This window comes from Pseudomonas ogarae (genome assembly GCF_014268695.2).
In the GTDB taxonomy this organism is placed as follows: Bacteria; Pseudomonadota; Gammaproteobacteria; order Pseudomonadales; family Pseudomonadaceae; genus Aquipseudomonas; species Aquipseudomonas kilonensis.
On the sequence record NZ_CP077086.1, the window covers coordinates 2,534,899 to 2,558,381 of the forward strand.

Annotated in this window: 18 protein-coding genes; 10 read left to right on the plus strand and 8 right to left on the minus strand. The window is 61.9% G+C overall.

What is annotated here, in order from left to right; translation table 11 throughout:
- The first annotated feature begins 205 nt into the window (after positions 1 to 205).
- The 3 genes from HU749_RS11320 to glgB all read left to right on the plus strand — a co-directional run bounded on the left by HU749_RS11320 (position 206) and on the right by glgB (position 7,962).
- Positions 206 to 2,203 (plus strand): alpha-1,4-glucan--maltose-1-phosphate maltosyltransferase, encoded by a 1,998-nt coding sequence (locus HU749_RS11320; RefSeq protein ID WP_079302456.1) that lies wholly within the window; start codon positions 206 to 208, stop codon positions 2,201 to 2,203.
- Between the two features lie 168 nt (positions 2,204 to 2,371).
- Positions 2,372 to 5,716: a maltose alpha-D-glucosyltransferase gene (gene treS, locus HU749_RS11325; RefSeq protein ID WP_079302457.1), complete on the plus strand. Its 3,345-nt coding sequence runs from the start codon at positions 2,372 to 2,374 to the stop codon at positions 5,714 to 5,716.
- 11 nt (positions 5,717 to 5,727) lie between these two features.
- The gene (gene glgB / locus HU749_RS11330; RefSeq protein ID WP_046062083.1) at positions 5,728 to 7,962 is read left to right on the plus strand and encodes a 1,4-alpha-glucan branching protein GlgB; all 2,235 of its coding nucleotides are present in this window, start codon (positions 5,728 to 5,730) and stop codon (positions 7,960 to 7,962) included.
- Positions 7,963 to 8,199: 237 nt separating this feature from the next.
- Here the strand turns inward: glgB and gudD are convergent, their stop codons facing one another.
- The gene (gudD, locus tag HU749_RS11335) at positions 8,200 to 9,543 is read right to left on the minus strand and encodes a glucarate dehydratase (protein WP_079302458.1); all 1,344 of its coding nucleotides are present in this window, start codon (positions 9,541 to 9,543) and stop codon (positions 8,200 to 8,202) included.
- A 300-nt stretch (positions 9,544 to 9,843) separates the two neighbouring features.
- Here gudD and HU749_RS11340 point away from each other — a divergent pair, with 300 nt between their 5' ends.
- Complete coding sequence (locus HU749_RS11340) at positions 9,844 to 10,557, plus strand: FadR/GntR family transcriptional regulator (RefSeq protein WP_079302459.1); 714 nt, start codon at positions 9,844 to 9,846, stop codon at positions 10,555 to 10,557.
- 249 nt (positions 10,558 to 10,806) lie between these two features.
- Here the strand turns inward: HU749_RS11340 and HU749_RS11345 are convergent, their stop codons facing one another.
- From HU749_RS11345 to HU749_RS11355, 3 genes are read right to left on the minus strand one after another with little or no spacing between them, the layout of a single operon-like run.
- Positions 10,807 to 11,988, minus strand: coding sequence for an acetyl-CoA C-acetyltransferase (locus HU749_RS11345; protein ID WP_046062080.1), 1,182 nt, complete (start codon positions 11,986 to 11,988; stop codon positions 10,807 to 10,809).
- An 11-nt stretch (positions 11,989 to 11,999) separates the two neighbouring features.
- Positions 12,000 to 12,665, minus strand: a complete 666-nt coding sequence (locus HU749_RS11350; RefSeq protein ID WP_025214593.1) for a CoA transferase subunit B — start codon at positions 12,663 to 12,665, stop codon at positions 12,000 to 12,002.
- Positions 12,666 to 12,701: 36 nt separating this feature from the next.
- The gene (locus HU749_RS11355) at positions 12,702 to 13,400 is read right to left on the minus strand and encodes a CoA transferase subunit A (RefSeq protein WP_003200117.1); all 699 of its coding nucleotides are present in this window, start codon (positions 13,398 to 13,400) and stop codon (positions 12,702 to 12,704) included.
- Positions 13,401 to 13,530: 130 nt separating this feature from the next.
- Between HU749_RS11355 and HU749_RS11360 the strand changes: the two genes are divergently transcribed.
- On the plus strand, positions 13,531 to 14,433 hold the full coding sequence (locus HU749_RS11360) for a LysR family transcriptional regulator (protein WP_186650641.1): 903 nt from the start codon (positions 13,531 to 13,533) through the stop codon (positions 14,431 to 14,433).
- A 116-nt stretch (positions 14,434 to 14,549) separates the two neighbouring features.
- On the opposite strand, the gene HU749_RS11365 is transcribed toward HU749_RS11360, so the two are convergent.
- Positions 14,550 to 15,377: an NAD-dependent protein deacetylase gene (locus tag HU749_RS11365; protein ID WP_095963025.1), complete on the minus strand. Its 828-nt coding sequence runs from the start codon at positions 15,375 to 15,377 to the stop codon at positions 14,550 to 14,552.
- A gap of 183 nt (positions 15,378 to 15,560) precedes the next feature.
- Here HU749_RS11365 and HU749_RS11370 point away from each other — a divergent pair, with 183 nt between their 5' ends.
- The 4 genes from HU749_RS11370 to HU749_RS11385 all read left to right on the plus strand — a co-directional run bounded on the left by HU749_RS11370 (position 15,561) and on the right by HU749_RS11385 (position 18,861).
- The gene (locus tag HU749_RS11370) at positions 15,561 to 15,833 is read left to right on the plus strand and encodes a hypothetical protein (protein WP_079302462.1); all 273 of its coding nucleotides are present in this window, start codon (positions 15,561 to 15,563) and stop codon (positions 15,831 to 15,833) included.
- Between the two features lie 271 nt (positions 15,834 to 16,104).
- On the plus strand, positions 16,105 to 16,482 hold the full coding sequence (locus tag HU749_RS11375) for a con-10 family general stress protein (RefSeq protein WP_079302463.1): 378 nt from the start codon (positions 16,105 to 16,107) through the stop codon (positions 16,480 to 16,482).
- A gap of 310 nt (positions 16,483 to 16,792) precedes the next feature.
- Positions 16,793 to 17,722 (plus strand): ZIP family metal transporter, encoded by a 930-nt coding sequence (locus tag HU749_RS11380; RefSeq protein WP_063322037.1) that lies wholly within the window; start codon positions 16,793 to 16,795, stop codon positions 17,720 to 17,722.
- A gap of 119 nt (positions 17,723 to 17,841) precedes the next feature.
- Positions 17,842 to 18,861 carry a hypothetical protein gene (locus tag HU749_RS11385; protein WP_186650644.1) on the plus strand — a complete coding sequence of 340 codons (1,020 nt, stop codon included), beginning with the start codon at positions 17,842 to 17,844 and terminating at the stop codon, positions 18,859 to 18,861.
- Between the two features lie 9 nt (positions 18,862 to 18,870).
- On the opposite strand, the gene HU749_RS11390 is transcribed toward HU749_RS11385, so the two are convergent.
- Positions 18,871 to 19,065, minus strand: a complete 195-nt coding sequence (locus tag HU749_RS11390; protein WP_018611361.1) for a hypothetical protein — start codon at positions 19,063 to 19,065, stop codon at positions 18,871 to 18,873.
- A 301-nt stretch (positions 19,066 to 19,366) separates the two neighbouring features.
- Between HU749_RS11390 and glsB the strand changes: the two genes are divergently transcribed.
- The gene (glsB, locus tag HU749_RS11395) at positions 19,367 to 20,275 is read left to right on the plus strand and encodes a glutaminase B (RefSeq protein WP_014338647.1); all 909 of its coding nucleotides are present in this window, start codon (positions 19,367 to 19,369) and stop codon (positions 20,273 to 20,275) included.
- A 62-nt stretch (positions 20,276 to 20,337) separates the two neighbouring features.
- Here glsB and HU749_RS11400 read toward each other — a convergent pair whose 3' ends face one another.
- Both HU749_RS11400 and HU749_RS11405 read right to left on the minus strand, forming a co-directional pair.
- Entirely contained in the window at positions 20,338 to 20,667 is a 330-nt protein-coding gene (locus HU749_RS11400; RefSeq protein ID WP_014338648.1) for a hypothetical protein, read from the minus strand.
- 690 nt (positions 20,668 to 21,357) lie between these two features.
- Positions 21,358 to 23,304: a DNA topoisomerase III gene (locus tag HU749_RS11405; protein ID WP_186650645.1), complete on the minus strand. Its 1,947-nt coding sequence runs from the start codon at positions 23,302 to 23,304 to the stop codon at positions 21,358 to 21,360.
- Between the last annotated feature and the right edge of the window lie 179 nt (positions 23,305 to 23,483).

Sequence of the window (23,483 nt, forward strand, 5' to 3'; positions counted from 1 at the left end):
CGTGTCTCCGTGACGCACATGGCTTGAGTCGTGCTTATTGTTGTTGACCTCCTTGCACCGGCTTTGATCCCCGGATGCATCGGGGTAAATCCCTCTGAACTTTTAGTCGCTGATTCGGTTCGGAGTTTAAGTGAGTTTTTTCAGGGACCCGTTGGGCCTTTACCGCCACAAGCGCGTCCATGGGGCGTAAAAGGAGCGATGCTCGATGACTGCCGAACACCCGACTGAACTGGCCTGCAACCCGCATTTGCCGCTGTCCCAAGCCTTGCTGTTGCCGCGTATCGCGATTGAAAACACCATGCCGGTGATCGACGGTGGACAATTCGCCGCCAAGGCCGTGGCTGGGCAGGACGTGACAGTGACCAGCAAAGTCTTCGCCGATGGTCATGACAAGCTGGCCGTGCGCATTCGCTGGCGTGCGCTGCAGGATGAAGTGTGGAACAGCGAGGTCATGAGTGACCTGGGCAACAACGGCTGGCAGGGCCAGTTCAACGTGCCGGAACAAGGTCGCTATGTGTTTTGTATCGAGGCCTGGATCGATCAGTTCGCCAGTTTTCGCTACGAGCTGGAGAAGAAATTCGGCGCAGGGGTGCCGATCAGCCTGGAGTTGCAGGAAGGGCGCAACCAAGTGCAAATGGCCGTCGAGCGCAGCACCGGTGACCTGAGCGAGCAACTGGCGGCCTTGCACCATGAACTCTCAGGCCTGTTGCCGACCGAGCAGGTAGCGCTGTTCCTGGCACCGCGCAGTGCCGATCTGATGTCCCGGGCCGATCATCGCCCGTACTTGAGTATCAGCCCCGAGTATCCGCTGGATGTGGAGCGCCAGCTGGCCGAATTTGCCAGCTGGTATGAGCTGTTTCCCCGCTCGATCACCGACGATCCCCAGCGCCACGGCACTTTCAACGACGTGCATTCGCGCCTGGCGATGATCCAGGACATGGGCTTCGACGTGCTGTACTTCCCGCCGATCCATCCCATCGGTCGCAGTTTCCGCAAAGGCCCGAACAACTCCCTCACCGCCGGTCCCGACGACCCAGGCAGCCCGTATGCCATTGGCAGCGAGGAGGGTGGGCACGAGGCCATTCACCCACAGTTGGGTAGCCGCGAGGACTTCCGGCGCCTGGTGGCGGCGGCCGCTGACCACGGCCTGGAGATTGCCCTGGACTTCGCGATCCAGTGTTCCCAGGACCACCCTTGGCTCAAGCAGCACCCGGGCTGGTTCAGCTGGCGGCCGGACGGCACGATCAAATACGCGGAAAACCCACCGAAGAAATACCAGGACATCGTCAACGTTGATTTCTACGCGGCCGATGCGATTCCCAGCCTGTGGGTGGAGCTGCGGGACATCGTGGTGGGCTGGGTCAAGGAAGGCGTGAAGATATTCCGCGTCGACAACCCGCACACCAAGCCACTGCCGTTCTGGCAATGGCTGATCGCCGATGTCCGGACCCAATACCCTGAAGTGATCTTCCTGGCGGAAGCGTTCACCACGCCGGCGATGATGGCGCGGCTGGGCAAGGTCGGTTACTCCCAGAGCTACACCTATTTCACCTGGCGCAACACCAAGGCAGAGCTGGCGACCTATTTCAGCGAGCTCAATGAATCGCCGTGGCGTGAATGCTACCGGCCGAATTTTTTCGTCAACACGCCAGACATCAACCCGGCCTTTCTTCATGAGTCGGGGCGTGCCGGCTTTTTGATCCGTGCGGCCCTGGCAACCATGGGCTCGGGCCTGTGGGGCATGTATTCGGGCTTCGAATTGTGCGAATCGGCACCGGTGCCGGGCAAGGAGGAATATCTCGATTCGGAGAAATACGAGATCCGCCCCCGGGACTTCACCGCGCCGGGCAACATCGTTGCCGAGATCGCCCAGCTCAACCGCATCCGCCGGCAGAACCCGGCGCTGCATACCCACCTGGGTCTGAAAATCTACAACGCCTGGAACGACAACATTCTCTATTTCGGCAAGCGCACCGCCGACGGCAGCAATTTCATCCTGGTGGCGGTGAGCCTTGATCCGCACAACCCGCAGGAAGCCAGTTTCGAGTTGCCGCTCTGGGAGATGGGCCTGCCCGACGACGCCCAGGTCCAGGGCGAGGATCTGATGAACGGACATCGTTGGAGCTGGTACGGCAAGTACCAGTTCATGCGGATTGACCCGGCGTACCAGCCGTTCGGGATTTGGCGGATCAGCGTGGCGTGATGCTGTGGGAGCAAGGCTTGCCCGCGATGAAGAGGGCGCGGTCTCCCTGAGGAATCGAGGTGCCTGCATCGCGAGCAAGCTTTGCTCCCACAAAGCGCAGGCCTCACAACACAAAAAGACCTCACAAGCCTGTCTCCCGCGGCTTTAATGAATTATCAGGAGTTGCAAATGGCGAAGAAACCCCGGTCTGCCACCTTCATCAAAGATCCGCTCTGGTACAAGGACGCGGTGATTTACCAGGTCCACGTAAAATCCTATTTCGACTCCAATAACGACGGGATCGGTGACTTTCCCGGCCTGATCGAAAAGCTCGACTACATCGCCGATCTGGGCGTCAATACCATCTGGCTGCTGCCGTTCTATCCATCCCCCCGGCGCGACGACGGTTATGACATTGCCGAATACCGTGGCGTCAGCGCCGACTACGGCACCATGGCCGATGCGCGGCGGTTCATTGCCGAAGCCCACAAGCGCAACCTGCGGGTGATCACCGAGCTGGTCATCAACCACACCTCGGACCAGCACCCCTGGTTCCAGCGCGCGCGCAAGGCCAAGCCGGGTTCGAAGGCGCGGGACTTCTACGTCTGGTCCGATGACGACCACAAGTACGACGGCACGCGAATCATCTTCCTCGACACCGAGAAGTCCAACTGGACCTGGGATCCGGTGGCGGGCCAATACTTCTGGCACCGCTTCTACTCCCACCAGCCCGACCTCAACTTCGATAACCCGCAGGTCATCAAGGCCGTGTTGTCGGTGATGCGCTACTGGCTCGACATGGGCATCGACGGCCTGCGTCTGGACGCCATCCCGTACCTCATCGAGCGTGACGGCACCAACAACGAAAACCTGCCCGAGACCCATGACGTCCTGAAGCTGATCCGCGCCGAGATCGATGCCAACTACCCCGACCGCATGTTGCTGGCCGAAGCCAACCAGTGGCCGGAAGACACCCAGTTGTACTTCGGCGATGTCGACGCCCAAGGGATGAACGGTGACGAATGCCACATGGCCTTCCACTTCCCGCTGATGCCGCGCATGTACATGGCGCTGGCCCAGGAAGATCGCTTCCCTATCACCGACATCCTGCGCCAGACCCCGGAGATCCCCGCCAATTGCCAGTGGGCGATTTTCCTGCGCAACCACGATGAGTTGACCCTGGAGATGGTCACCGACAAGGAACGTGACTACCTGTGGAACTACTACGCCGCCGACCGTCGGGCGCGCATCAACCTGGGTATTCGTCGGCGCCTGGCGCCGTTGGTGGAGCGCGACCGTCGTCGCGTTGAGCTGCTCAACAGTCTGCTGCTGTCGATGCCCGGCACGCCGACGTTGTACTACGGCGATGAAATCGGCATGGGCGACAACATCTACCTGGGCGACCGTGATGGTGTGCGTACGCCGATGCAGTGGTCCATCGACCGCAACGGCGGTTTCTCCCGTGCCGACCCGGCCAGCCTGGTGCTGCCGCCGATCATGGACCCGCAATACGGCTACCAGTCGGTCAACGTCGAGACCCAGGCTGGCGACCCGCACTCGCTGCTCAACTGGACCCGGCGGATGCTGGCGGTGCGCAAGCAGTCCAAGGCCTTCGGCCGTGGCACGTTGAAGATGCTCTCACCGAGCAACCGTCGGATCCTGGCTTATACCCGCGAATACACCGGCCCTGACGGCAAGCACGAAATCATCCTCTGCGTGGCCAACGTGTCCCGCAGCGCCCAGGCTGCCGAACTGGATCTGTCGACCTACGCCGGCATGGTCCCGGTGGAGATGCTCGGCGGCAATGCCTTCCCACCCATTGGCCAGTTGAACTTCCTGCTGACTCTCGCGCCGTACGGCTTCTATTGGTTCGCCCTGGCAACCGAGAACCAGATGCCGAGCTGGCACGTGGAACCGGCCCAGAGCTTGCCGGACTTCACCACACTGGTGCTGAAAAAACGCCTGGAAGAATTACTCGAAGCGCCATCGCGCACCACGCTGGAGCAAACCATCCTGCCAAGCTGGCTGCAGAACCGGCGCTGGTTCGCCGGCAAGGACAGTGCGATCGAGAAGGTCGACATTGTTTATGGCGTGCGCTTCGGTGATCCACAGCACCCCGTGCTGCTCAGCGAAATCGATGTCACCAGTGGTGGCCAGACCCTGCGTTATCAGTTGCCGTTCGGTCTGCTTGCCGAAGACCAGGTCGGTGCGGCGTTGCCGCAGCAACTGGCGTTGTCGCGGGTACGTCGGGTGCGTCAGGTGGGCTTGATCACCGATGCATTCAGCCTGGAAAGCTTCGTGCGGGCCGTGCTGCACAGCATGCAGGCCGCCACGGTGCTGCCGTTCGCCGAAGGTGAGCTGCGCTTCGAACCCACCGAAGGCCTGGCCGCGCTGAACCTGGGGGATGAGCCAGAGGTGCGTTACCTGTCCGCCGAACAGTCCAACAGTTCGGTGGTGGTGGGCAGCAGCCTGGTGCTCAAGCTGATTCGCAAGGTCGCCTCGGGTGTGCACCCGGAACTGGAAATGAGCGCCTACCTGACCGCTGCCGGTTTCAGCAACATTTCACCGCTGCTGGGTTCGGTGGTTCGCCGCGACGCCCAGGGTGAAGATGCGCTGCTGATGATTGCCCAGGGCTACTTGAGCAATCAGGGCGACGCCTGGGAATGGACCCAGAACAACCTCGAACGCGCCCTGCGCGACGAGCTGGCGGACGCGGTCTCCGAGCAGGAGCAGCATTACAACGCCCTGGGCGAACTGAAGGATTTTGCCGGCATGCTCGGCCAGCGCCTGGGGGAAATGCACCAGGTATTGGCCCAGGCCACCGACGACCCGGACTTCGCGCCCCAGGCTACCAACGCCAAGCAAGCCCAGGCCATCGGCAAGGACGTGGCCGCCCAAGTGGAAAACGCCTTGCGCCTGCTCAAGCAGAACCAGGGCCAATTGAACCCCGCGGACCAGGCCATGGTCGCACGCTTGCTGGAGCACAAGAAAACCGTCCTGGCCCATGTCCAGACGCTGGCCGGCAAGGCTGAGGGAGGCTTGCGCATTCGCGTCCACGGTGACCTGCACCTGGGGCAGGTGCTGGTGATCAAGGGCGACGCCTACCTGATCGACTTCGAAGGTGAGCCGGCGCGACCATTGCATGAACGACGGGGCAAGCACAGCCCCTATAAGGACGTCAGTGGCGTGCTGCGTTCCTTCGATTATGCGGCAGCCATGGCGATTCACTTGCACACCGTCGACAGCACGGCCGATGCCGATGCGGCGCGGCAACGGGTCGCCGATCGTTATTTGAAAGAGGCTCGCCAGGCATTTGTCGAGGCATATCGGCTGGCGGCAGCTAGTCTTGCCCATGAGTGGAAGGATGCTGAAGGCGAAGACGCCGCGCTGGCGTTGTTCGGCCTGGAGAAGGCGGCCTATGAAGTGGCCTATGAAGCCGAGAATCGCCCCACCTGGCTGCCCGTGCCGTTGCACGGTCTGGTCGGGTTATTGAGTGGGCTGCAACCCTTTTCCGACGTAGCCGGACCGATTTAGTGGAGAGAATCATGAGTGTCTCGAACAAAGAACCACAGGGGCAGGCCAAAGAGTCGTTGCTGCCGGCGCCCCATGACATCGACGCGCTGGTGCGCGCCGAACACCACGACCCGTTTTCCATCCTGGGGCCTCATGGCGACGACGCCGGCGGCCAATTCATTCGTGCGTATCTGCCCGGAGCCCTGAGCGTGCATGTGCTGGCCCGCGATGGCGGCGAAGAGCTGGGGGAACTGCAACCCACCGCAACCCCAGGGCTGTTCGTCGGCCATTTCGACCGTGCCCAGGCGTATTTGCTGCGCACCCGTTGGGCCGGCGGCGAGCAGGTTGCCGAAGACCCCTACAGCTTCGGTCCGTTGCTGGGGGAGATGGACCTTTACCTGTTTGGCGAGGGCAATCACCGCGATCTCAGTTCCTGCCTCGGTGCGCAACTGACCACCGTCGATGGCATCGACGGCGTGCGGTTCGCGGTCTGGGCGCCGAATGCCCGGCGCGTTTCGGTGGTCGGGGATTTCAACGTCTGGGACGGGCGTCGGCATCCGATGCGCATCCGTTATCCGTCCGGCGTGTGGGAGATATTCATCCCCAGGCTAGGTGCCGGTGAGGGTTACAAGTATGAAATCCTCGGCGCCCACGGCATCCTGCCGCTCAAGGCCGACCCGGTGGCCCTGGCCACGCAGATGCCGCCAGACACGGCGTCGAGAGTCGCCTCCCCCCTGAAGATCGAGTGGCAGGACGACGAGTGGATGCAGCACCGTCGCGAGCGGCATCTCCCGGGTGCGCCGCTGTCGATCTATGAATTGCACGCCGGTTCCTGGCAGTGCGAAATCGACGAGGCGGGGGAGGTGGCCCGGCAATACAACTGGCATGAAATGGCCGAGCGGCTGATCCCGTATGTCCAGGACCTGGGCTTCACCCACATCGAGCTGATGCCGATCATGGAGCACCCGTTTGGCGGTTCCTGGGGCTATCAGCCGCTGTCGCAATTCGCGCCGACAGCACGCTTCGGTTCGCCGGACGATTTCGCGGCGTTCGTCAACGCCTGCCACCAGGCTAATATCGGCGTCATCCTCGACTGGGTACCGGCGCATTTCCCCACCGACACCCACGGCCTGGCCCAGTTCGACGGCACCGCGCTGTACGAATACGGCAACCCGCTGGAAGGCTTCCACCAGGATTGGGACACGCTGATCTACAACCTGGGCCGCACCGAAGTGCACGGCTTCATGCTGGCGTCGGCGCTGCACTGGCTCAAGCATTTCCACGTCGATGGCCTGCGGGTGGATGCCGTGGCCTCGATGTTGTACCGCGACTATTCGCGCAAGGCCGGCGAGTGGGTGCCCAACCGCCATGGCGGTCGGGAAAACCTCGAAGCCATCGATTTCCTGCGGCACCTCAACGATGTGGTGGCGCTGGAAACCCCCGGTGCGCTGGTCATCGCCGAAGAATCCACAGCATGGCCGGGCGTCAGCCAGAGCACCCAGCAGGGCGGCCTGGGCTTCGCCTACAAATGGAACATGGGCTGGATGCACGATTCGCTGCACTACATCCAGCAAGACCCGGTGTACCGTGCCCATCACCACAACGAACTGAGCTTTGGCCTGGTGTATGCCTGGTCCGAGCGCTTCGTTCTGCCGATTTCCCATGACGAAGTGGTTCATGGCAAACGCTCGCTGATCGACAAGATGCCCGGTGACCGCTGGCAGAAATTCGCCAACCTGAGGGCCTATCTCAGCTTCATGTGGGGCCATCCCGGCAAGAAGCTGTTGTTCATGGGCTGTGAGTTCGGCCAATGGCGCGAGTGGAACCACGACCAGCAATTGGACTGGTACCTGCTGCAATACCCTGAGCACCGTGGCGTGCAGAAACTGGTGAGTGACCTGAACCGGCTCTATCGCGAAGAACCGGCGCTGCATGACCAGGATGATGCGCCCCAGGGGTTCCAGTGGTTGATTGGCGACGATGCGCTCAACAGCGTCTACGCCTGGCTGCGCTGGAGCAAGGAGGGCCGGCCGGTGCTGGTGGTCGCCAACTTCACACCGGTGCCGCGCGAGGCCTACCGGGTCGGCGTGCCGTTCGGCGGGCGCTGGGTCGAATTGCTCAACAGCGATGCCGACACCTACGCCGGCTCCAACTATGGCAATGGCGGCGGTGCCTCCACCGAAGAAGTGCCCAGCCATGGCCAGGCCCTGTCGCTGGAACTCAACTTGCCGCCGTTGGCGGTATTGATCCTGCGGCCGGAGGGTTAACGTTCACCAGGTTCGACTGCCAAAGGCTGAGCTGATAACTGAAGGGGAATGATGACTGTGGCGAGGGAGCAAGCTCCCTCGCCACAGGTGTTTGTGGCGCTCATAAAAATCAAAGGCCATCACAGATCCAAATGTGGGAGCGAGCTTGCTCGCGATGGCGGTGGATCAGTCACCTGGATAGAGGCTGACACTACGCAATCGCGAGCAAGCTCGCTCCCACAAGGGATATTGCTCGCTTCAGCGAACCAGGCACGGCCGCTTGTTGTTGAACGTCCAACCTGGAATCAGGAACTGCATCGCCACCGCATCGTCCCGCGCGCCAAGACCCATGCCCTTGTACAGCTCATGGGCCTTGGCCAGTTGGTCGGTGTCCAGCTCAATCCCCAGCCCCGGTTTTTTCGGCACCTGCACGCAGCCGCCCTGGATCTGCAAGGGTGATTTGGTCAGCCGCTGACCGTCCTGCCAGATCCAATGGGTGTCGATGGCCGTGATGGCGCCCGGTGCGGCGGCGGCCACGTGGGTGAACATCGCCAGGGAAATGTCGAAGTGGTTGTTGGAGTGCGAGCCCCAGGTCAGGCCCCATTCATTGCACATTTGCGCCACCCGTACCGAGCCCTGCATGGTCCAGAAGTGCGGGTCTGCCAGGGGAATGTCCACGGACTGCAAGGTGATGGCGTGGCCCATCTCGCGCCAGTCGGTGGCGATCATGTTGGTGGCGGTCTTCAGGCCCGTGGCGCGGCGGAACTCGGCCATGACCTCGCGGCCCGAATAGCCGTTCTCGGCACCGCAAGGGTCTTCGGCATAGGCCAGCACTTTGTGCTGGTCGCGGCACAAACGGATCGCTTCCTTGAGTGACCAGGCGCCGTTCGGGTCCAGGGTGATGCGTGCCTGGGGAAAGCGCTCGGCCAGCGCCGTGACCGCTTCGATCTCTGCGTCGCCCTGGAGCACGCCGCCCTTGAGCTTGAAGTCCTGGAAGCCATAGTGGGCGTGGGCGGCTTCGGCCAGGCGGACCACGGCGTCGGCGTCCAGGGCTTTTTCGTGGCGCACGCGAAACCAGTCGTTGTCGGCGTCCGGTTCGCTGCGATAGGGCAGGTCGGTCTGCTGGCGATCGCCGAGGTAAAACAGATAGCCGAGCATCTTCACTTCATCACGTTGCTGGCCTTCGCCAAGCAGGGCAGCGACCGGTACGTCCAGGTGTTGGCCGAGCAGGTCCAGCAGTGCCGCTTCCAGGCCGGTCACCGCGTGGATGGTGATGCGCAGGTCGAAGGTCTGCAGGCCACGACCGCCGGCATCGCGGTCGGCAAAGGCGTGGCGCACGGTGTTGAGGATCTTCTGGTACGTGCCGATGGGGCTGCCGACCACCAGCGAGCGGGCGTCTTCGAGGGTCTGGCGAATACGCTCGCCACCGGGTACTTCGCCCACGCCGGTGTGGCCGGCGTTGTCCTTGAGGATGACGATATTGCGGGTGAAGAACGGGCCATGGGCGCCGCTGAGGTTCAGCAGCATGCCGTCGTGGCCGGCTACGGGCACGACTTGCATGCTGGTGATGATCGGGGCTTTGCTGATGTCTTGGGTATGCATAATTGTCCCACTCGTTGTTTTTATACGGGCATCGTATGGCAGTGACGTTGATAGACATCATACAACCTGAAATTTTTATCTTACAAGCGTCCTTTGATGTTTTAGGCTGTGTTCTCACCTTGGTTGTTTGTTAATTGACTGATTTTGTTCTGGTTTATATAAAATCTTAAAGATTTGATCGATCTGCACCGGTCTGGCGGAACTGCTGGATGGATGCCATGATTGAGGTTGTCATACAAGGTGCCGGCCGATCTGGTTTTTTTTCCGCCTTCCAGACTGCCCTTTCAAGGATCCGCGACCATGCAGCCAAACACCGAAATGCCTGCCCGCAAGCGCACCCACAATCTGGCCTATGACCTGGTGGAGAAGTTGAGTCAGAGCATTCTGCTGGGGCAACTGAAACCAGGGGAGAAGCTGCCCTCCGAAGGGGCTATCGTGCGGGCCCACGGTGTCAGCCGGACGGTGGTGCGCGAGGCGATTTCCAAGTTGCAGGCTTCGGGGCTGGTGGAGACCCGTCATGGCATCGGCACCTTTGTGCTGGCGCAAACCGGCGAGCCGGGGTTGCGGCTCAATGTCGACACCGCGGCGGGTGTGCGGGCAATCCTGGAGCTGCGCCTGGGCCTGGAAACCCAGGCAGTCGCCTTGGCGGCCCAGCGTCGCAGCGAACACCAGTTGCAGCAGATGCGCCAGGCGCTGGATGACTATCAGCGGTTGTCCGAGAACAACGACAGTTGTGTCGAAGCCGACCGGCGTTTCCATCTGCTCATCGCCGAAGCCACGGACAATGCCTGTTTTGTCGAAATCATGCAGCACCTGGGCAGTGCGATGATCCCCAGGACCCGAGTGAACGTGGCCGAACGCGGCCAGGCGGACCTGGGCAAGCTGGCACAGTTGGCCAACCTGGAGCACGAAGCGATCTTCAACGCCATCAAACGCCAGGACCCGGACGCCGCCCGCGCCGCCATGTGGCTGCACCTGACCAACAGCCGCGACCGGTTTGGCGCAGGTTCCTGACGGCTCATCGTCGCCTGACTCACCGCTTTCGCGAGCAGGCTCGCTCCCACAGTGGATTAGTGGTGCTCTGGGATTCTGTGCCCACCGCCAATCCTCTGTGGGAGCGAGCCTGCTCGCGATGAGGCCGGCAGGCCAAGCTCAAAACCAACAGGCAAAAAAAACCGGCGCAACCGAGGTTGCGCCGGTGGTGGTGCCAGTGGTTGTGCGGATATTCGTGGGTCCGCGCAACCACCGTTGAACCTGTGTCGGTTATGTCCGTTCCAGCGCCAGGGCCACGCCTTGGCCGCCGCCGATGCACAGTGTCGCGAGGCCTTTCTTGGCGTCGCGCTTGATCATTTCATGCAGCAGCGACACCAGGACTCGGCACCCCGATGCGCCGATAGGGTGGCCCAGGGCGATGGCGCCGCCATTGACGTTGACCTTGTCCATGTCCCATTTCAATTCCCGGGCCACGGCCAACGACTGGGCGGCGAAGGCTTCGTTGGCTTCGACCAGGTCCAGTTGATCCAGCGACCAGCCAGCCTTGTCCAGGCAGCGGCGGGTGGCCGAGACCGGGCCAATGCCCATGATGGCCGGGTCGACGCCGGCATTGGCGTAGGCACTGATTTTCGCCAGCACGGGCAGGCCCAGGGCCTTGGCCTTTTCCGCGCTCATCAGGATCACCGCGGCGGCGCCATCGTTGAGCGAGGACGCATTGCCCGCGGTGACGCTGCCGTCCTTCTTGAAGGCAGGCTTGAGCTTGCCCAAGGATTCGGCGGTGGTGCCGGCACGCGGCTGTTCGTCGGTGGCGAACGCCACAGGATCGCCTTTGCGCTGGGGAATCAGGATCGGCGTGATCTCATCGGCGAACCGACCGCCCTCGATGGCGGCGACGGCCTTCTGTTGGGACGCGGCAGCGAAAGCGTCTTGCTCCTCGCGGCTGATGCCGTACTGGTCCACCAGGTTCTCGGCGGTGATGCCCATGTGGTAATCGTTGAAGGCGTCCCACAGGCCGTCGGTGATCATGCTGTCGATCATCTTCGCGTGACCCATGCGCAGGCCGGTGCGGGCGGCCGGCAACACGTACGGGGCCAGGCTCATGTTCTCCATGCCGCCGGCGATGATGACGTCGGCGTCGCCACAGCGGATCGCCTGGGCGCCCAGGTGCAACGCCTTGAGTCCCGAACCGCAGACCTTGTTCAGGGTCAGCGCCGGCACCGCATGAGGCAGGCCGGCCAGAATCGCCGCCTGGCGAGCCGGGTTTTGCCCGGATCCTGCGGTCAGCACCTGGCCAAGAATCACTTCATCGACCTGTTCGCCCGACAAACCGGTCTGTTCCAGCAGGCGACGAATCACCGCGGCACCGAGTTCCGGCGCGGGAATGGCAGCCAGCGAACCCTGGAAACTGCCGATGGCGGTACGGGTAGCGGCGACAATCACGACTTCTTGCATCGAATCTCTCCTCACTGGGCAGCGAACTGCATTTCAGGCACGTGTTCCGGCACGATCAATTTGCCGGCGGTCTTGGCGACGATTTCCTCGACGCTGACGCCCGGAGCGCGTTCTTTCAGGATGAAGGCGCCGTCCTGGATTTCCAGGTAGGCGAGGTCGGTCAGCACCCGCTTGATGCATCCGGCGCCGGTCAGCGGCAGGCTGCAACGCGGCAGCAGTTTCGACTCACCGTCCTTGGACGCATGGGTCATGGTGACGATGATGTTCTCGGCACCGGCCACCAGGTCCATCGCGCCGCCCATGCCCTTGACCAGTTTGCCGGGGATCATCCACGAGGCGATGTTGCCTTCGACATCCACCTCGAACGCGCCGAGCACGGTCAGATCGATGTGGCCGCCACGGATCATGGCAAACGATTCGGCCGAAGAGAAGATCGACGCGCCGATGCGCGCGGTAACGGTCTGCTTGCCGGCGTTGATCATGTCGGCATCGACTTCGGCTTCGGTGGGAAACGCGCCCATGCCGAGCAGGCCGTTTTCCGATTGCAGCATGACTTCCATGCCTTCGGGAATGTAGTTGGCGACCAGGGTCGGAATGCCGATGCCCAGGTTCACGTAATAGCCGTCCTGCATTTCGCGGGCGACGCGTTGAGCCATTTGTTCGCGGGAAAGTGCCATGTTGTTATTCCTTCATTCGGGCCGGGGGGCAGGGGATCACTTGCGCACGGTGCGCTGTTCGATGCGTTTTTCGAACGTGCCGCAAATGACCCGGTCGACGTAGATGCCTGGGGTGTGGATCTGCGTCGGGTCCAGCTCGCCGGGTTCGACGATTTCTTCGACTTCCACCACCGTGATCTTGCCCGCCGTGGCGGCCAGCGGGTTGAAGTTCTGCGCGGTGTGGCGATAGATCACATTGCCGAAATGGTCGGCCTTCCAGCCTTTGACGATGGCGAAGTCGCCGGTGATGGATTCTTCCATCAGGTATTGGCGACCATGGAATTCACGCACTTCCTTGCCTTCGGCCACCGGGGTGCCGACGCCGGTGGCGGTGAAGAACGCCGGGATGCCTGCGCCACCGGCGCGCATTTTTTCGGCGAGGGTGCCTTGGGGGGTGAGTACGACTTCGATTTCGCCGCTGAGCAGCTGCTTCTCGAACAGGGCGTTTTCGCCCACGTAGGAGGCGACCACCTTGCGGATCTGCCGGTCTTCCAGCAGCACGCCGAGGCCGAAACCGTCGACGCCGCAGTTGTTGGACACCACGGTGAGGTCGCGGATGCCCTTGCGCTTGATCTCGGCGATCAGGTTTTCCGGGATACCGCACAGGCCGAAGCCGCCGGCAATGACGGTCATGCCGTCCTTCAAGCCTTCCAGCGCTTCCTCATAAGAGCTCACGCGTTTGTCGAAACCTGCCATAGACACCTCTTTTATTCTTGATGGGGTCGCAATGGGATGCAGTGTTGCGCCAAGTCATATATTTGTTAAGTTGATTTTTAGGTTGGATTGATTGATAAAACTCAACAATAGGCCTTGGAGCATAGCGAGCATGACCCTCAAGCAAATCCGCGCCTTCCTCGCCGTGGCCCAGAGCCTGAGCTTTGCCGTGGCCTGCGAGCGGCTGCACCTGTCCCAGTCGGCCCTTAGCCTGACCATCAAGGCCCTGGAAGAAGGCCTCGGCGGTCGCTTGTTCAGCCGCAATACCCGTAACGTGGCGCTGACCCCCGAAGGCGAATCCTTGCTGCCACTGGCCCGACGGCTGATTGCCGACTGGGACAACGCCGAGGACGAAATGCGCCAGCGCTTCACCTTGCAGCGCGGCCGTGTGACGTTGGCGGCGATGCCGTCGTTTGCCGGTAACCTGTTGCCGCCGATCCTCAAGACCTTCCGCGCCCGCTACCCGAATGTCAACGTCACGGTCAACGACGTGATCAACGAACAGGTGCTGGAAATGGTGCGTGATCGTCATGTCGAATTGGGCGTGGCGTTCGAGCCGATGCAGGGTTCGTCATTGGCGTTCACACCCTTGTATCTCGATCGTTTCGTCGCGGTGGTGCCGCTGGACTCACCGCTTGCCCAGCGCGACGAAATCCACTGGGAAACCCTGCTGGAGCAGCCCTTCATCACGCTGCAACGACCCTCCACCGTACGGGTGATGCTGGAGGAACATCTGCAGGCCCGGGGCATGAAACTGCCTGTGGAGTTCGAGAGCCACCAGTTGGCGACCGTCGGGCGGATGGTCGCCAGCGGGCTGGGGGTGAGTGCCGTGCCGGCGCTGTGCGTCGGGCAGATGCATGAACTGGGTGCCCGCTGCATCACCTTGAGCGATCCGGTGATCGAACGGGCCATCGGGGTGCTGACCAAGCCGGGGCATGAACTGTCGGCGGCGGCGCAGGCGTTGTTCGATACGCTCAGGGATCAGGATTTGGGCGCGCAGTTGATACCGAAGTAACCACAATGCCCCTGTGGGAGCGGGCTTGCTCGCGAAAGGGGTGTGTCAGCTACGCAGATATCGACTGACACACCGCATTCGCGAGCAAGCCCGCTCCCACAGGGTATTGCGTGGTGTCAGATCAACAGTGGCAACAGTTGCTCACACGGCTCTTCCAGCTTGAGGTCCAGCAGCTCATCGGCCCGGGTCTTGCCCCGGTTGATCGCCAGCAGCGGCTTGCCCTGGTCCTTGATGGCTCGGCACAGGCGAAACGCCGAATACGCCATCAGCGATGAGCCCACCACCAGCAGGCCGTCCGCTTGCTCGACGGCTTGCATGGCGCGGGACGCGGTAGGGGGGGCGACGTTCTCGCCGAAAAACACCACGTCGGGTTTCAACCGCTCGCCGCCGCAGTGAGGGCAGCGGGGCACCTGGAAGCGCGCTTCGAAGGCCGTGTCGAGCAGGGTGTCGCCATCGGGCGCTTGCACCGCATCGACACCGGCCAGGTAAGGGTTTTCGGTTTCCATCAACTGTTGAATCTGCTGTCGTTCGCTGCGCTGGCCGCAATCCAGGCACAGCACGCGATGCAGGCTGCCGTGCAGTTCGATGACGTCCTGGCTGCCGGCCTGGTCATGCAGCGTGTCGACATTCTGGGTAATCAGGCCGGTGATGCGTTGCTGTGCCTGCAACTCGGCCAAGGCTTCGTGAGCCACGTTCGGCCTGGCCTGTCTCACCCGTGGCCAGCCCAGCATCGCCCGCGCCCAGTAGCGCCGTCGTGCCTCGGCCTGGGCGAGGAACTCCTGGTACATCATCGGCTGTCGACCCCGGCGTACACCGTCGCTGTCGCGGTAGTCGGGGATGCCCGAAGGGGTGCTGATGCCGGCACCGGTGAGCACCAGGAAACGGCGTCCGGCCAGGTACGCCTGCAACTGATCGAGCGGTTCGCGATGGAAATCGTCCGGCATGGGGGTTCTCCGTGGGCCTGGATTCGTTGAGGGTAGCACTGTCGAGCACGGGGCCTGCGTCACGCCTTTCGTCGCTCAGCGGCGCTGTTCTGCAAACTTTCCTTGCCGGAGGGGCCTCCACACTTATGTGTGAAAGAGCAATCGGGTGTTTCGGTCGCTCTGAACCTGTCGCAGAGGAGGCTTATGAAGCAGACCATCGGTGAAGTACGGGCCATCAATCGACCGCGCGCAATGGTGGGTGTGTACGTGGAGCAGGAGCACAGCCATACCGTGCTCGTGCTGCGTTCGGCCAATGACATCGATATTGGCGACATCCTGGAGTGGGACAGCGGCACGGCCTTGGGCACTCAGTCCTATCACAACCAGACCAAGGGCTGGACCGCCGATGTGTATGTGGCAAACCACGGTGTGGCGACGGCCAACCTTGAGGTCCAGTTGATGGTGGGCTCTTCCTGACGGTGCCTTCGAGACCGCTGCAACGGGGGCCGGCGCGACATGGCCCCATGTGGGAGCGAGCTGGATGAAGTTTCGGTGTTCAGGGCGGCAAATCGATCCCTGCTTGTTTAGTAGCCTGTTGCAATAAGGGCCGAGGCAGCAGGGATGTAAATAACGACATTGACCACTCGTCGCCGTTTGCAGACTTCTCTTAAAACCTTGTCGGCGTCATGTTTTCCGAATAAGACGAGCCAGCAAGGCTCGTTGATATCAACTAAACGAGGTGAATGAAATGGCTAATACAGGAAATAAAAATCCTGGCAATTTCGCTAACGATCGTGAAAAGGCATCGGCAGCCGGGAAAAAGGGCGGCCATGCATCAGGTGGTAACTTCGCCAATAATCCTGAGCGTGCATCCGAGGCCGGGCGCAAGGGAGGGCAGGCCTCGGGTGGTAACTTTGCCAACGACCCTGGGCGTGCCGCAGAAGCCGGCCGCAAGGGCGGGCAAGCCTCGGGCGGTAATTTTGCCAATGACCCTGAGCGGGCTTCGGAAGCCGGCCGCAAAGGTGGCCAGGCCTCGGGCGGCAACTTTGCCAACGACCGGGAGAAAGCCTCCGAAGCGGGTAGAAAAGGCGGTGAGAACAGCCGCGGCGGCGGCCGTGATTCATAATGCCCGGTGACATGGCAAGCCCCGTGCCCATGGCATGGGGCCCCATTGGTTTATATAGTCGGGTTTGCCGGGTTTAAACTACTGTCGGGCTTTACAGTCTTTCGCCTTATTCATTAAAAGATGTTCGTTAATTGTTGAGCCGAGAACCGTTTATCTTGTTCATTGAATAAAAGATAAATCACCCTGTTACTTCCTCCGACTATAAAAACGGCGGGGGCAGCGTTTCCTTGCCTGGATATTACGTTTGATCGTTGCCACCGTTTAGGCGCACGATCAGCCATGTTTTGGTCAAGACCCGTAAGGACCTTCGATGGACCAGCCCACCTCCCGGATTCGATCCCCTTGGCGCACCTGGCTGAACCCCGTGCAAGACAACCTGTTGTTGGGGGTGACGTTCTGGCTCGGGCTGGCGTTGGTGACTGCATTGCTGCTTTACAGCGGCTACAACGCCCTGGTCGGCGCCGACCGTCAGAACCTGGGTTACGCGGTGCTGGGCGGTACCTCGGGTTTTGCCGCTACCGCTCTGGGGGCGTTGATGGCTGTGGTGTTGCGCGATATCGCCTCGCGGACCCAGGACATCATGCTCGGTTTTGCCGCCGGCATGATGCTCGCCGCCAGTTCTTTCTCGTTGATCCTGCCAGGTATCGAGGCGGCACAAATCATCTGTGGCAACCAGTTGCTTGCCGCGTTTGTCGTCGTGGTAGGCCTGGGCTTAGGGGTCGCCCTGATGATCGGCCTGGACCGTTTCGTGCCGCACGAGCACGAACTCAGTGGCCGACGTGGGCCCCAGGCCGAGCGCATTAATCGCGTATGGCTGTTCGTGCTTGCCATCACCTTGCACAACTTGCCGGAGGGCATGGCCATCGGCGTCAGTTTTGCCGACGGCGACTTCAAGGTCGGCTTGCCCCTGACCACCGCCATCGCCATCCAGGACATCCCCGAGGGCCTGGCCATTGCCATGGCGCTGCGCGTCACCGGTATCAGCGCCTTGCGTGCCGCGCTCATCGCGGTCGGTTCGGGGTTGATGGAGCCGCTGGGCGCGGTGATCGGCCTGGGCATGTCGTCGGGCGTCGCCGTCGCGTACCCCATCAGCCTGGGGTTGGCGGCGGGGGCGATGATCTTCGTGGTGTCCCACGAGGTGATTCCCGAGACCCACCGCAATGGCCATGAAACCCCGGCCACCCTGGGCTTGATGATGGGTTTTGCGGTGATGATGTTTCTCGACACGGCGTTGGGGTGAAGGCTTTGCCCAAGACCTGTTGGATCAGATCCTGTGGGAGCTTTGTGTTTAGACCAGGCCCCGTCCCCCGCGACCTATACTCAACCCCGTGGATGACCTGAATCCGGGGTGGCGCGACTGTGCTGCGTTCGCTGATGTTGGCCGTTATGCTCGTTCTGGCGGGGTGCGCCACGTCACAGCGCGGCCAACCGGTCGCCACGGTAGTGATAGCCCAGGATACTTGGCGACAGGTGGACCAGCAGATCATCGCGGCGTCGAAAAGCGCTATCGAACAGGCGGCCCTCTACGCGCGCGGGTCGATGGAGCACTGGCGCGTGTTGGTCTATGAACGCACCGAGGCTGAGTTCATTCCCTGGTTCAGCAGCTATTGGACCCAGGAGTGGCTGGCGGTGAAGGTCAGTTGGTACGCCGCCAGCGCCGAGGGTGAGGCAGATTCCTCGGCCAGGCGCCTGGCGGTCTACCTGCAAGAACAATATCGTGAACAGGTGCTGGAACCGGTGGCGGTGGAAATTGATCCCGAGGCGATCAGGGCCAACGCGACGGGCTATTACCTACGCCTGCTCAATCAGCAGATCCAGGTCATTGGCCTGCGCCATCGCATCCCGAACGAATTGATGAACCGGCGCCTGCACGGCATTCCTGCCGTCCGCCTGGGGCCGCCGCCGGCGCGTGATGCTTCGTTGTACGAGATGGTTCACACCGAGCCGCTGAACACACTGCCGGCTTATGCGGCCCTGATCGATCACGTCAACAAGGCCGCTGACACAGGGGCTGGGCCATCGGAGGCGGTGATCGCAACGGTGGCGCAACGCACCAGCGAAAAAATCGAGGCGCAATTTGCCACGCGTGGGGCGACCGGCGCGGCGGCGGCCGTGGCCGGGAAGGCGGCCGGGGCGTTGATCTCGGTGGGCGTGGCGGGCATTCGCGCGATCATCCACGAGGGCGAGCGGCCGGAAATGGAGGCGCAGATCCGCAAAAGCCTGAGCGCTGCGTTCGATGAGGCATGGTTCAAGTCGCTCAAGCATCCCCTCAGCGGGGTGATGGCCCCGGTGTATTACCTGGACGAGGAAATTAAAGGCGACCTGGTGGAGGCGGACCTGGCCAATCGAGCGGTGGCATTGCCGGACATCAAGCCGTGACGGGCCGACTCATTCTGACCCGAGGGTGACGCGACAACCCTTGCGCTGGCGGATCTGCTCGTCCGATGGGCGTTCCTTGATGAATTCGAAGCGCGGCTCGCCTTCGCTGTAGATCACCAGCCAGCCCCATTCCAGCTCACTTTCATCCTGCCCGGGCTTGGGCGGCGAGGCCCACCAGGGTTCTTTTTGCATGACCTGACGCATCGTCTACTCCTGCCGATTGATCCTTTGAACTATAGACCGCTCGATTTGATGACCAGCGCCCATGAAAACGCTTGCATCCTGTGAGAGCAGGGCTCGCCCACGAAACCGGCGACTCGGTTCCAGATAGACCGTGTGATCTTCATCGCGGGCAAGCCTTGCTCCCACAAAGTCTGCTCCCACAGCTCCCTCGCCACGGGGTTGTGTGCCTGAAGCTTGATAATCAGTGTGCTCTGATCCCGCCCACCAGCGTCTAGCGTCTGTATCCCCGCACTCGAACGGGGAATGACTGGACCCCGCGCATATGCAAGCACTGTTGAACGAGATCCTCGATACGGTTCGCCCCCTGATTGGTCAGGGCAAGGTGGCCGACTATATTCCGGCCCTGGGCACCGTAGCGTCCAACCAGTTGGGTATTGCCGTGTATGGCAACGACGGCGAGTTGTATTGCGCCGGCGACGCCGAAACAGCGTTTTCGGTGCAGAGTATTTCCAAAGTGTTCAGCCTGGTGCAGGCCATCGGGCATTCCGGCGAGGCGATCTGGGAGCGCTTGGGCCATGAGCCGTCTGGCCAACCGTTCAATTCCCTGGTGCAACTGGAATTCGAACGTGGTCGACCGCGCAACCCGTTCATCAATGCCGGCGCGCTGGTGATCTGCGATATCAACCAGTCGCGTTTCGCCGCCCCGGCGTTGTCGATGCGCGATTTCGTACGCCGTCTGTCGGGTAATCCACAGGTGATGGTGGACGGCAAGGTCGCCGAATCGGAATACCAGCACCGCGCCCGCAACGCGGCGATGGCGTACCTGATGCAATCGTTCGGCAATTTCCATAACGATGTGGAAGCGGTACTGCGCAGTTACTTCAGCCACTGCGCCCTGCGGATGAGCTGTGTCGACCTGGCGCGAGCGTTCTGCTTCCTGGCCAACGACGGGTTCTGCAAGCACAGCGGCGAACAGATACTCACCGCCCGGCAAACCCAGCAAGTCAACTCCATCATGGCCACCAGCGGCTTGTACGATGAGGCCGGCAATTTCGCTTATCGCGTCGGCCTGCCGGGCAAGAGCGGGGTCGGCGGCGGGATTGTCGCCGTGGTGCCGGGGCGGTTCACGGTGTGCGTCTGGTCGCCTGAGCTCAACGTCGCCGGCAACTCCCTGGCCGGCATGGCGGCGCTGGAGTTGATGAGCCAGCGGATCGGCTGGTCGGTGTTCTAGAGCCTGCCTCACAAAAAAAACCCGCTCCTGATCCAGGAGCGGGCCTTTTTGTTGAGTGGTGATCAGCAGAGGCGGTCGATGACCCGAACCTCAGAAGTGCTCTGCATCGACTGCCAGGCCTGGGTCAGCGTTTGCAACACGCGACCGATGAAGTCTTTGTCTGCCGCAGCCTTCTTGCCAACGTAGCCCTGGCCACGGCGGTACATCTTCAGCCGGGCACCCAGCTCTTGCGTGTTCTTTTCGAACTCGTCTTCGCGGGTGTAGGGCGACAGGCAGTCCATATGCACCTGGCCAGTCTTGCTGATCCACAGGATATGGTTGTCGAGCGTGTCCTTGTGTGCTGCGAATATGCGAGCCAGTTCATCAATAGATGGTTGATTATTCAGATTCATGTGTAAGCCCCTTGACCATTTGGTTGATCTGTCTGGTGGTTCGCAAAAACTTCGCTATTCGGTAAGTACCTGCCTGCTACCGAAACCAGGCCGTCAGCATTCTTCCGTCGAACTTCGACGGGGTCGTGCATCGGTTGTGTAGTGTTATCGAAGGGCTGCTACGCAGATGCGCTACAACGAAGAGAAACAGCGAAGAATCTTCAGGCAGTGTCAACTTTCGAGGGTTGAACCACGCGCGTCATGAGGATCTTCACCGACGTTTCTCGTCCTTGTTACCGGACGGTCAGGCCAGGTCAGCACCTTCAATCTGCCTTGTGGGCAGTCCCTTATCCAAAAAACAGCTCGGCGGTCAGACGAGCTTGCTCAAACAGTTGCCTGTACTCCCGATCGGGGAGACGTCTGCATCATGCAAGGGCAAATCGGAGGCGTCAACGGTTTTGTAGTGATTATTTTTGATCACTACATATTGTCGGACAAAATGGTTTGGGTATGAAAAATTGGCGAAAGGGGGCGAACTGCAGATCTGTGGCGAGGGGATTTATCCCCGCTGGGCTGCGAAGCAGCCCCAAGTGAGTCGACTTAATCTGCCTGATACACGAGGTGTTGGGGTTTAGGGCCGCTTCGCGCCCCAGCGGGGATAAATCCCCTCGCCACAAGGAGACTTTCGCCGCCTCATTGATGAGTCAGTGCTCAGGTGGCCTTGGCCTTGCTCGGCTTGCGCGGTGCGCCGCTGGTCTTGCGCTTGGTCGGCTTGCGTTTGTTTTTCCACGGCGTTGCGCCGCGCCCGGCGGGGCTGGCTGGGCCGCTGATGGTCAGGCTCATGCCCTGGCAGCGGGCGACGTGCTTGCTCATCCAGGCGGCTTGCCGGGTCACGAATTCCTCCAGGCTCATTTCGCCGCTTTGCACCATGTCCAGCGCTTGCTCCCAGATGGCCGTGGTGCCCGGGTCGGCGATGGCACGGGGCACGGCGTCGATCAGGCTGAAGGCCGCCGGGGTGGCGGACAGGGCCTTGCCGTTTTTCACCAGGTAACCGCGGTCGAGCAGCCCCTGGATAATCGAGGCCCGGGTCGCTTCGGTGCCAATGCCGGTGGTGTCCTTGAGCTTCTGCTTGAGCAGCGGGTCTTCCACCAGCTTGGCGACGTTCTTCATCGCCTTGATCAGGTCGCCTTCGGTGAACGGCTTGGGCGGTTGGGTCCACAGGTCCTTGGGTTTCACCTCGTCCACGGCGCAATCGCGACCTTCGCTCAGTGCCGGCAGCGTCTGCGGCGTCGGTGCTTCACGGCCCCTGGCCGGTGCCAGAGCTTCGGGCAAGGCGCGTTTCCAGCCAGGTTCGACGATCTGCTTGCCCACGGCACGCAGCGCCTGGCCGGCACAGTCGAAGTCGGCCTGGGTCCGGTCGTATTCGTGGTTGGGCAGGAACTGCGCCAGGTAGCGTGCGCGAATCAGCGTATAGACCGCGCGCTGCTTGCCGGCGAGTTTGTCGAGGTTTTTGGCGGCGGCGGTGGGAATGATGCCGTGGTGAGCGCTGACCTTGGCGTCGTTCCAGGCCCGGGACTTGCGCTGCGGCTGCAGGTGCTCGCGCAGCGGTGCAAGGCTTGGGTCGGCCTGGGCGAGGGCGGCCAGGATGGCCGGTGCTTCGCTGTGCTGGCTCAAGGGCAGGAAGCCGCAATCGCTGCGAGGGTAGGTGATGAGCTTGTAGGTCTCGTAGAGCGACTGGGCAATGTCCAGGGTTTCCTGGGCGCCGAGGCCGAGTTTCTTCGAGCAGACTTCCTGCAGCGTGCCCAGGTCGAAGGGCAATGGTGCCGCTTCGCGCAGACGTTCGGTACGTACCTTCAGTGTCCGGGCGGTGGTGGCGTTGGCCATGGCTTGGGCGGCGTCCCGGGCCAGGGCCTGGTTCAGGCAGCGTTCCTGGTCGTCGCAGGCGTCCGGATCAGCGCGCCACTGGGCGGTGAACGCCGTGCCTTCGTGGCTGAGCTGCACGTCGATGGCCCAGTAGGCGACCGGCACGAAGTCGGCGATGCTGCGGTCGCGGTCCACCACCAGGCGCAGCGTCGGCGTCTGCACGCGGCCCACCGGCAACACGCCCTGGTAGCCGGACTGGCGCCCCAGCAAGGTGAACAGGCGACTCATGTTCATGCCGATCAGCCAGTCGGCCCGGGAACGGCCCAGCGCCGAGTGGTACAGGTTGAAGGTTTCGGCCCCCGGCTTGAGGGCGGCCAGGGCCTTGCGGATCGAGGCTTCGTCCAGGGCCGAGAGCCATAGCCGCCGGATCGGCCCGCGATAACGGCAATGTTCCACCAGTTCCCGGGCGATCATTTCGCCTTCGCGGTCGGCGTCGGTGGCGATCACCAATTCCTTCGCTTCCCCCAGCAGGCGCTTGACCGCCTTGTACTGGCTGGCGGTTTTCGGCTTGACGGTCATTTTCCATTGGGCCGGTACGATGGGCAGGTCGGCCAAGACCCAGCGCTTGTAGCGCGCGTCGTAGGCGTCGGGTGGGGCGGTTTCCAGCAGGTGGCCGATGCACCAGGTGACCGTGATGCCAGGGCCCAGCCAGCAACCGTCGCCACGGCGCGTGGCACCGAGCACGGCGGCGATGTCCTTGGCCTGGGACGGTTTTTCACACAGGTACAGCTGCATAGCGCCCTTTTCCTGAGCAGGTTTCATGGGGTTGTAGCATGGTCATGGATGCGTGCCAGGGCAAGTTTTATCTGTATGGATATACAGATAAAAAGCGTTGCGCTGCGTTGCCAGGGCGGCTCTGGCATGACATTCGGCGGCCTGTTGACACACAGAATGAATTTCTCGCAGGGGGATTG

Excerpts from the sequence above, each read along its gene's own strand:
- HU749_RS11320 (WP_079302456.1), top strand. The coding sequence starts at position 206 with ATGACTGCCGAACACCCGACTGAACTGGCCTGCAACCCGCATTTGCCG.
- treS (WP_079302457.1), top strand. The coding sequence starts at position 2,372 with ATGGCGAAGAAACCCCGGTCTGCCACCTTCATCAAAGATCCGCTCTGG.
- glgB (WP_046062083.1), top strand. The coding sequence starts at position 5,728 with ATGAGTGTCTCGAACAAAGAACCACAGGGGCAGGCCAAAGAGTCGTTG.
- gudD (WP_079302458.1), bottom strand. The coding sequence starts at position 9,543 with ATGCATACCCAAGACATCAGCAAAGCCCCGATCATCACCAGCATGCAA.
- HU749_RS11340 (WP_079302459.1), top strand. The coding sequence starts at position 9,844 with ATGCAGCCAAACACCGAAATGCCTGCCCGCAAGCGCACCCACAATCTG.
- HU749_RS11345 (WP_046062080.1), bottom strand. The coding sequence starts at position 11,988 with ATGCAAGAAGTCGTGATTGTCGCCGCTACCCGTACCGCCATCGGCAGT.
- HU749_RS11350 (WP_025214593.1), bottom strand. The coding sequence starts at position 12,665 with ATGGCACTTTCCCGCGAACAAATGGCTCAACGCGTCGCCCGCGAAATG.
- HU749_RS11355 (WP_003200117.1), bottom strand. The coding sequence starts at position 13,400 with ATGGCAGGTTTCGACAAACGCGTGAGCTCTTATGAGGAAGCGCTGGAA.
- HU749_RS11360 (WP_186650641.1), top strand. The coding sequence starts at position 13,531 with ATGACCCTCAAGCAAATCCGCGCCTTCCTCGCCGTGGCCCAGAGCCTG.
- HU749_RS11365 (WP_095963025.1), bottom strand. The coding sequence starts at position 15,377 with ATGCCGGACGATTTCCATCGCGAACCGCTCGATCAGTTGCAGGCGTAC.
- HU749_RS11370 (WP_079302462.1), top strand. The coding sequence starts at position 15,561 with ATGAAGCAGACCATCGGTGAAGTACGGGCCATCAATCGACCGCGCGCA.
- HU749_RS11375 (WP_079302463.1), top strand. The coding sequence starts at position 16,105 with ATGGCTAATACAGGAAATAAAAATCCTGGCAATTTCGCTAACGATCGT.
- HU749_RS11380 (WP_063322037.1), top strand. The coding sequence starts at position 16,793 with ATGGACCAGCCCACCTCCCGGATTCGATCCCCTTGGCGCACCTGGCTG.
- HU749_RS11390 (WP_018611361.1), bottom strand. The coding sequence starts at position 19,065 with ATGCGTCAGGTCATGCAAAAAGAACCCTGGTGGGCCTCGCCGCCCAAG.
- glsB (WP_014338647.1), top strand. The coding sequence starts at position 19,367 with ATGCAAGCACTGTTGAACGAGATCCTCGATACGGTTCGCCCCCTGATT.
- HU749_RS11400 (WP_014338648.1), bottom strand. The coding sequence starts at position 20,667 with ATGAATCTGAATAATCAACCATCTATTGATGAACTGGCTCGCATATTC.
- HU749_RS11405 (WP_186650645.1), bottom strand. The coding sequence starts at position 23,304 with ATGCAGCTGTACCTGTGTGAAAAACCGTCCCAGGCCAAGGACATCGCC.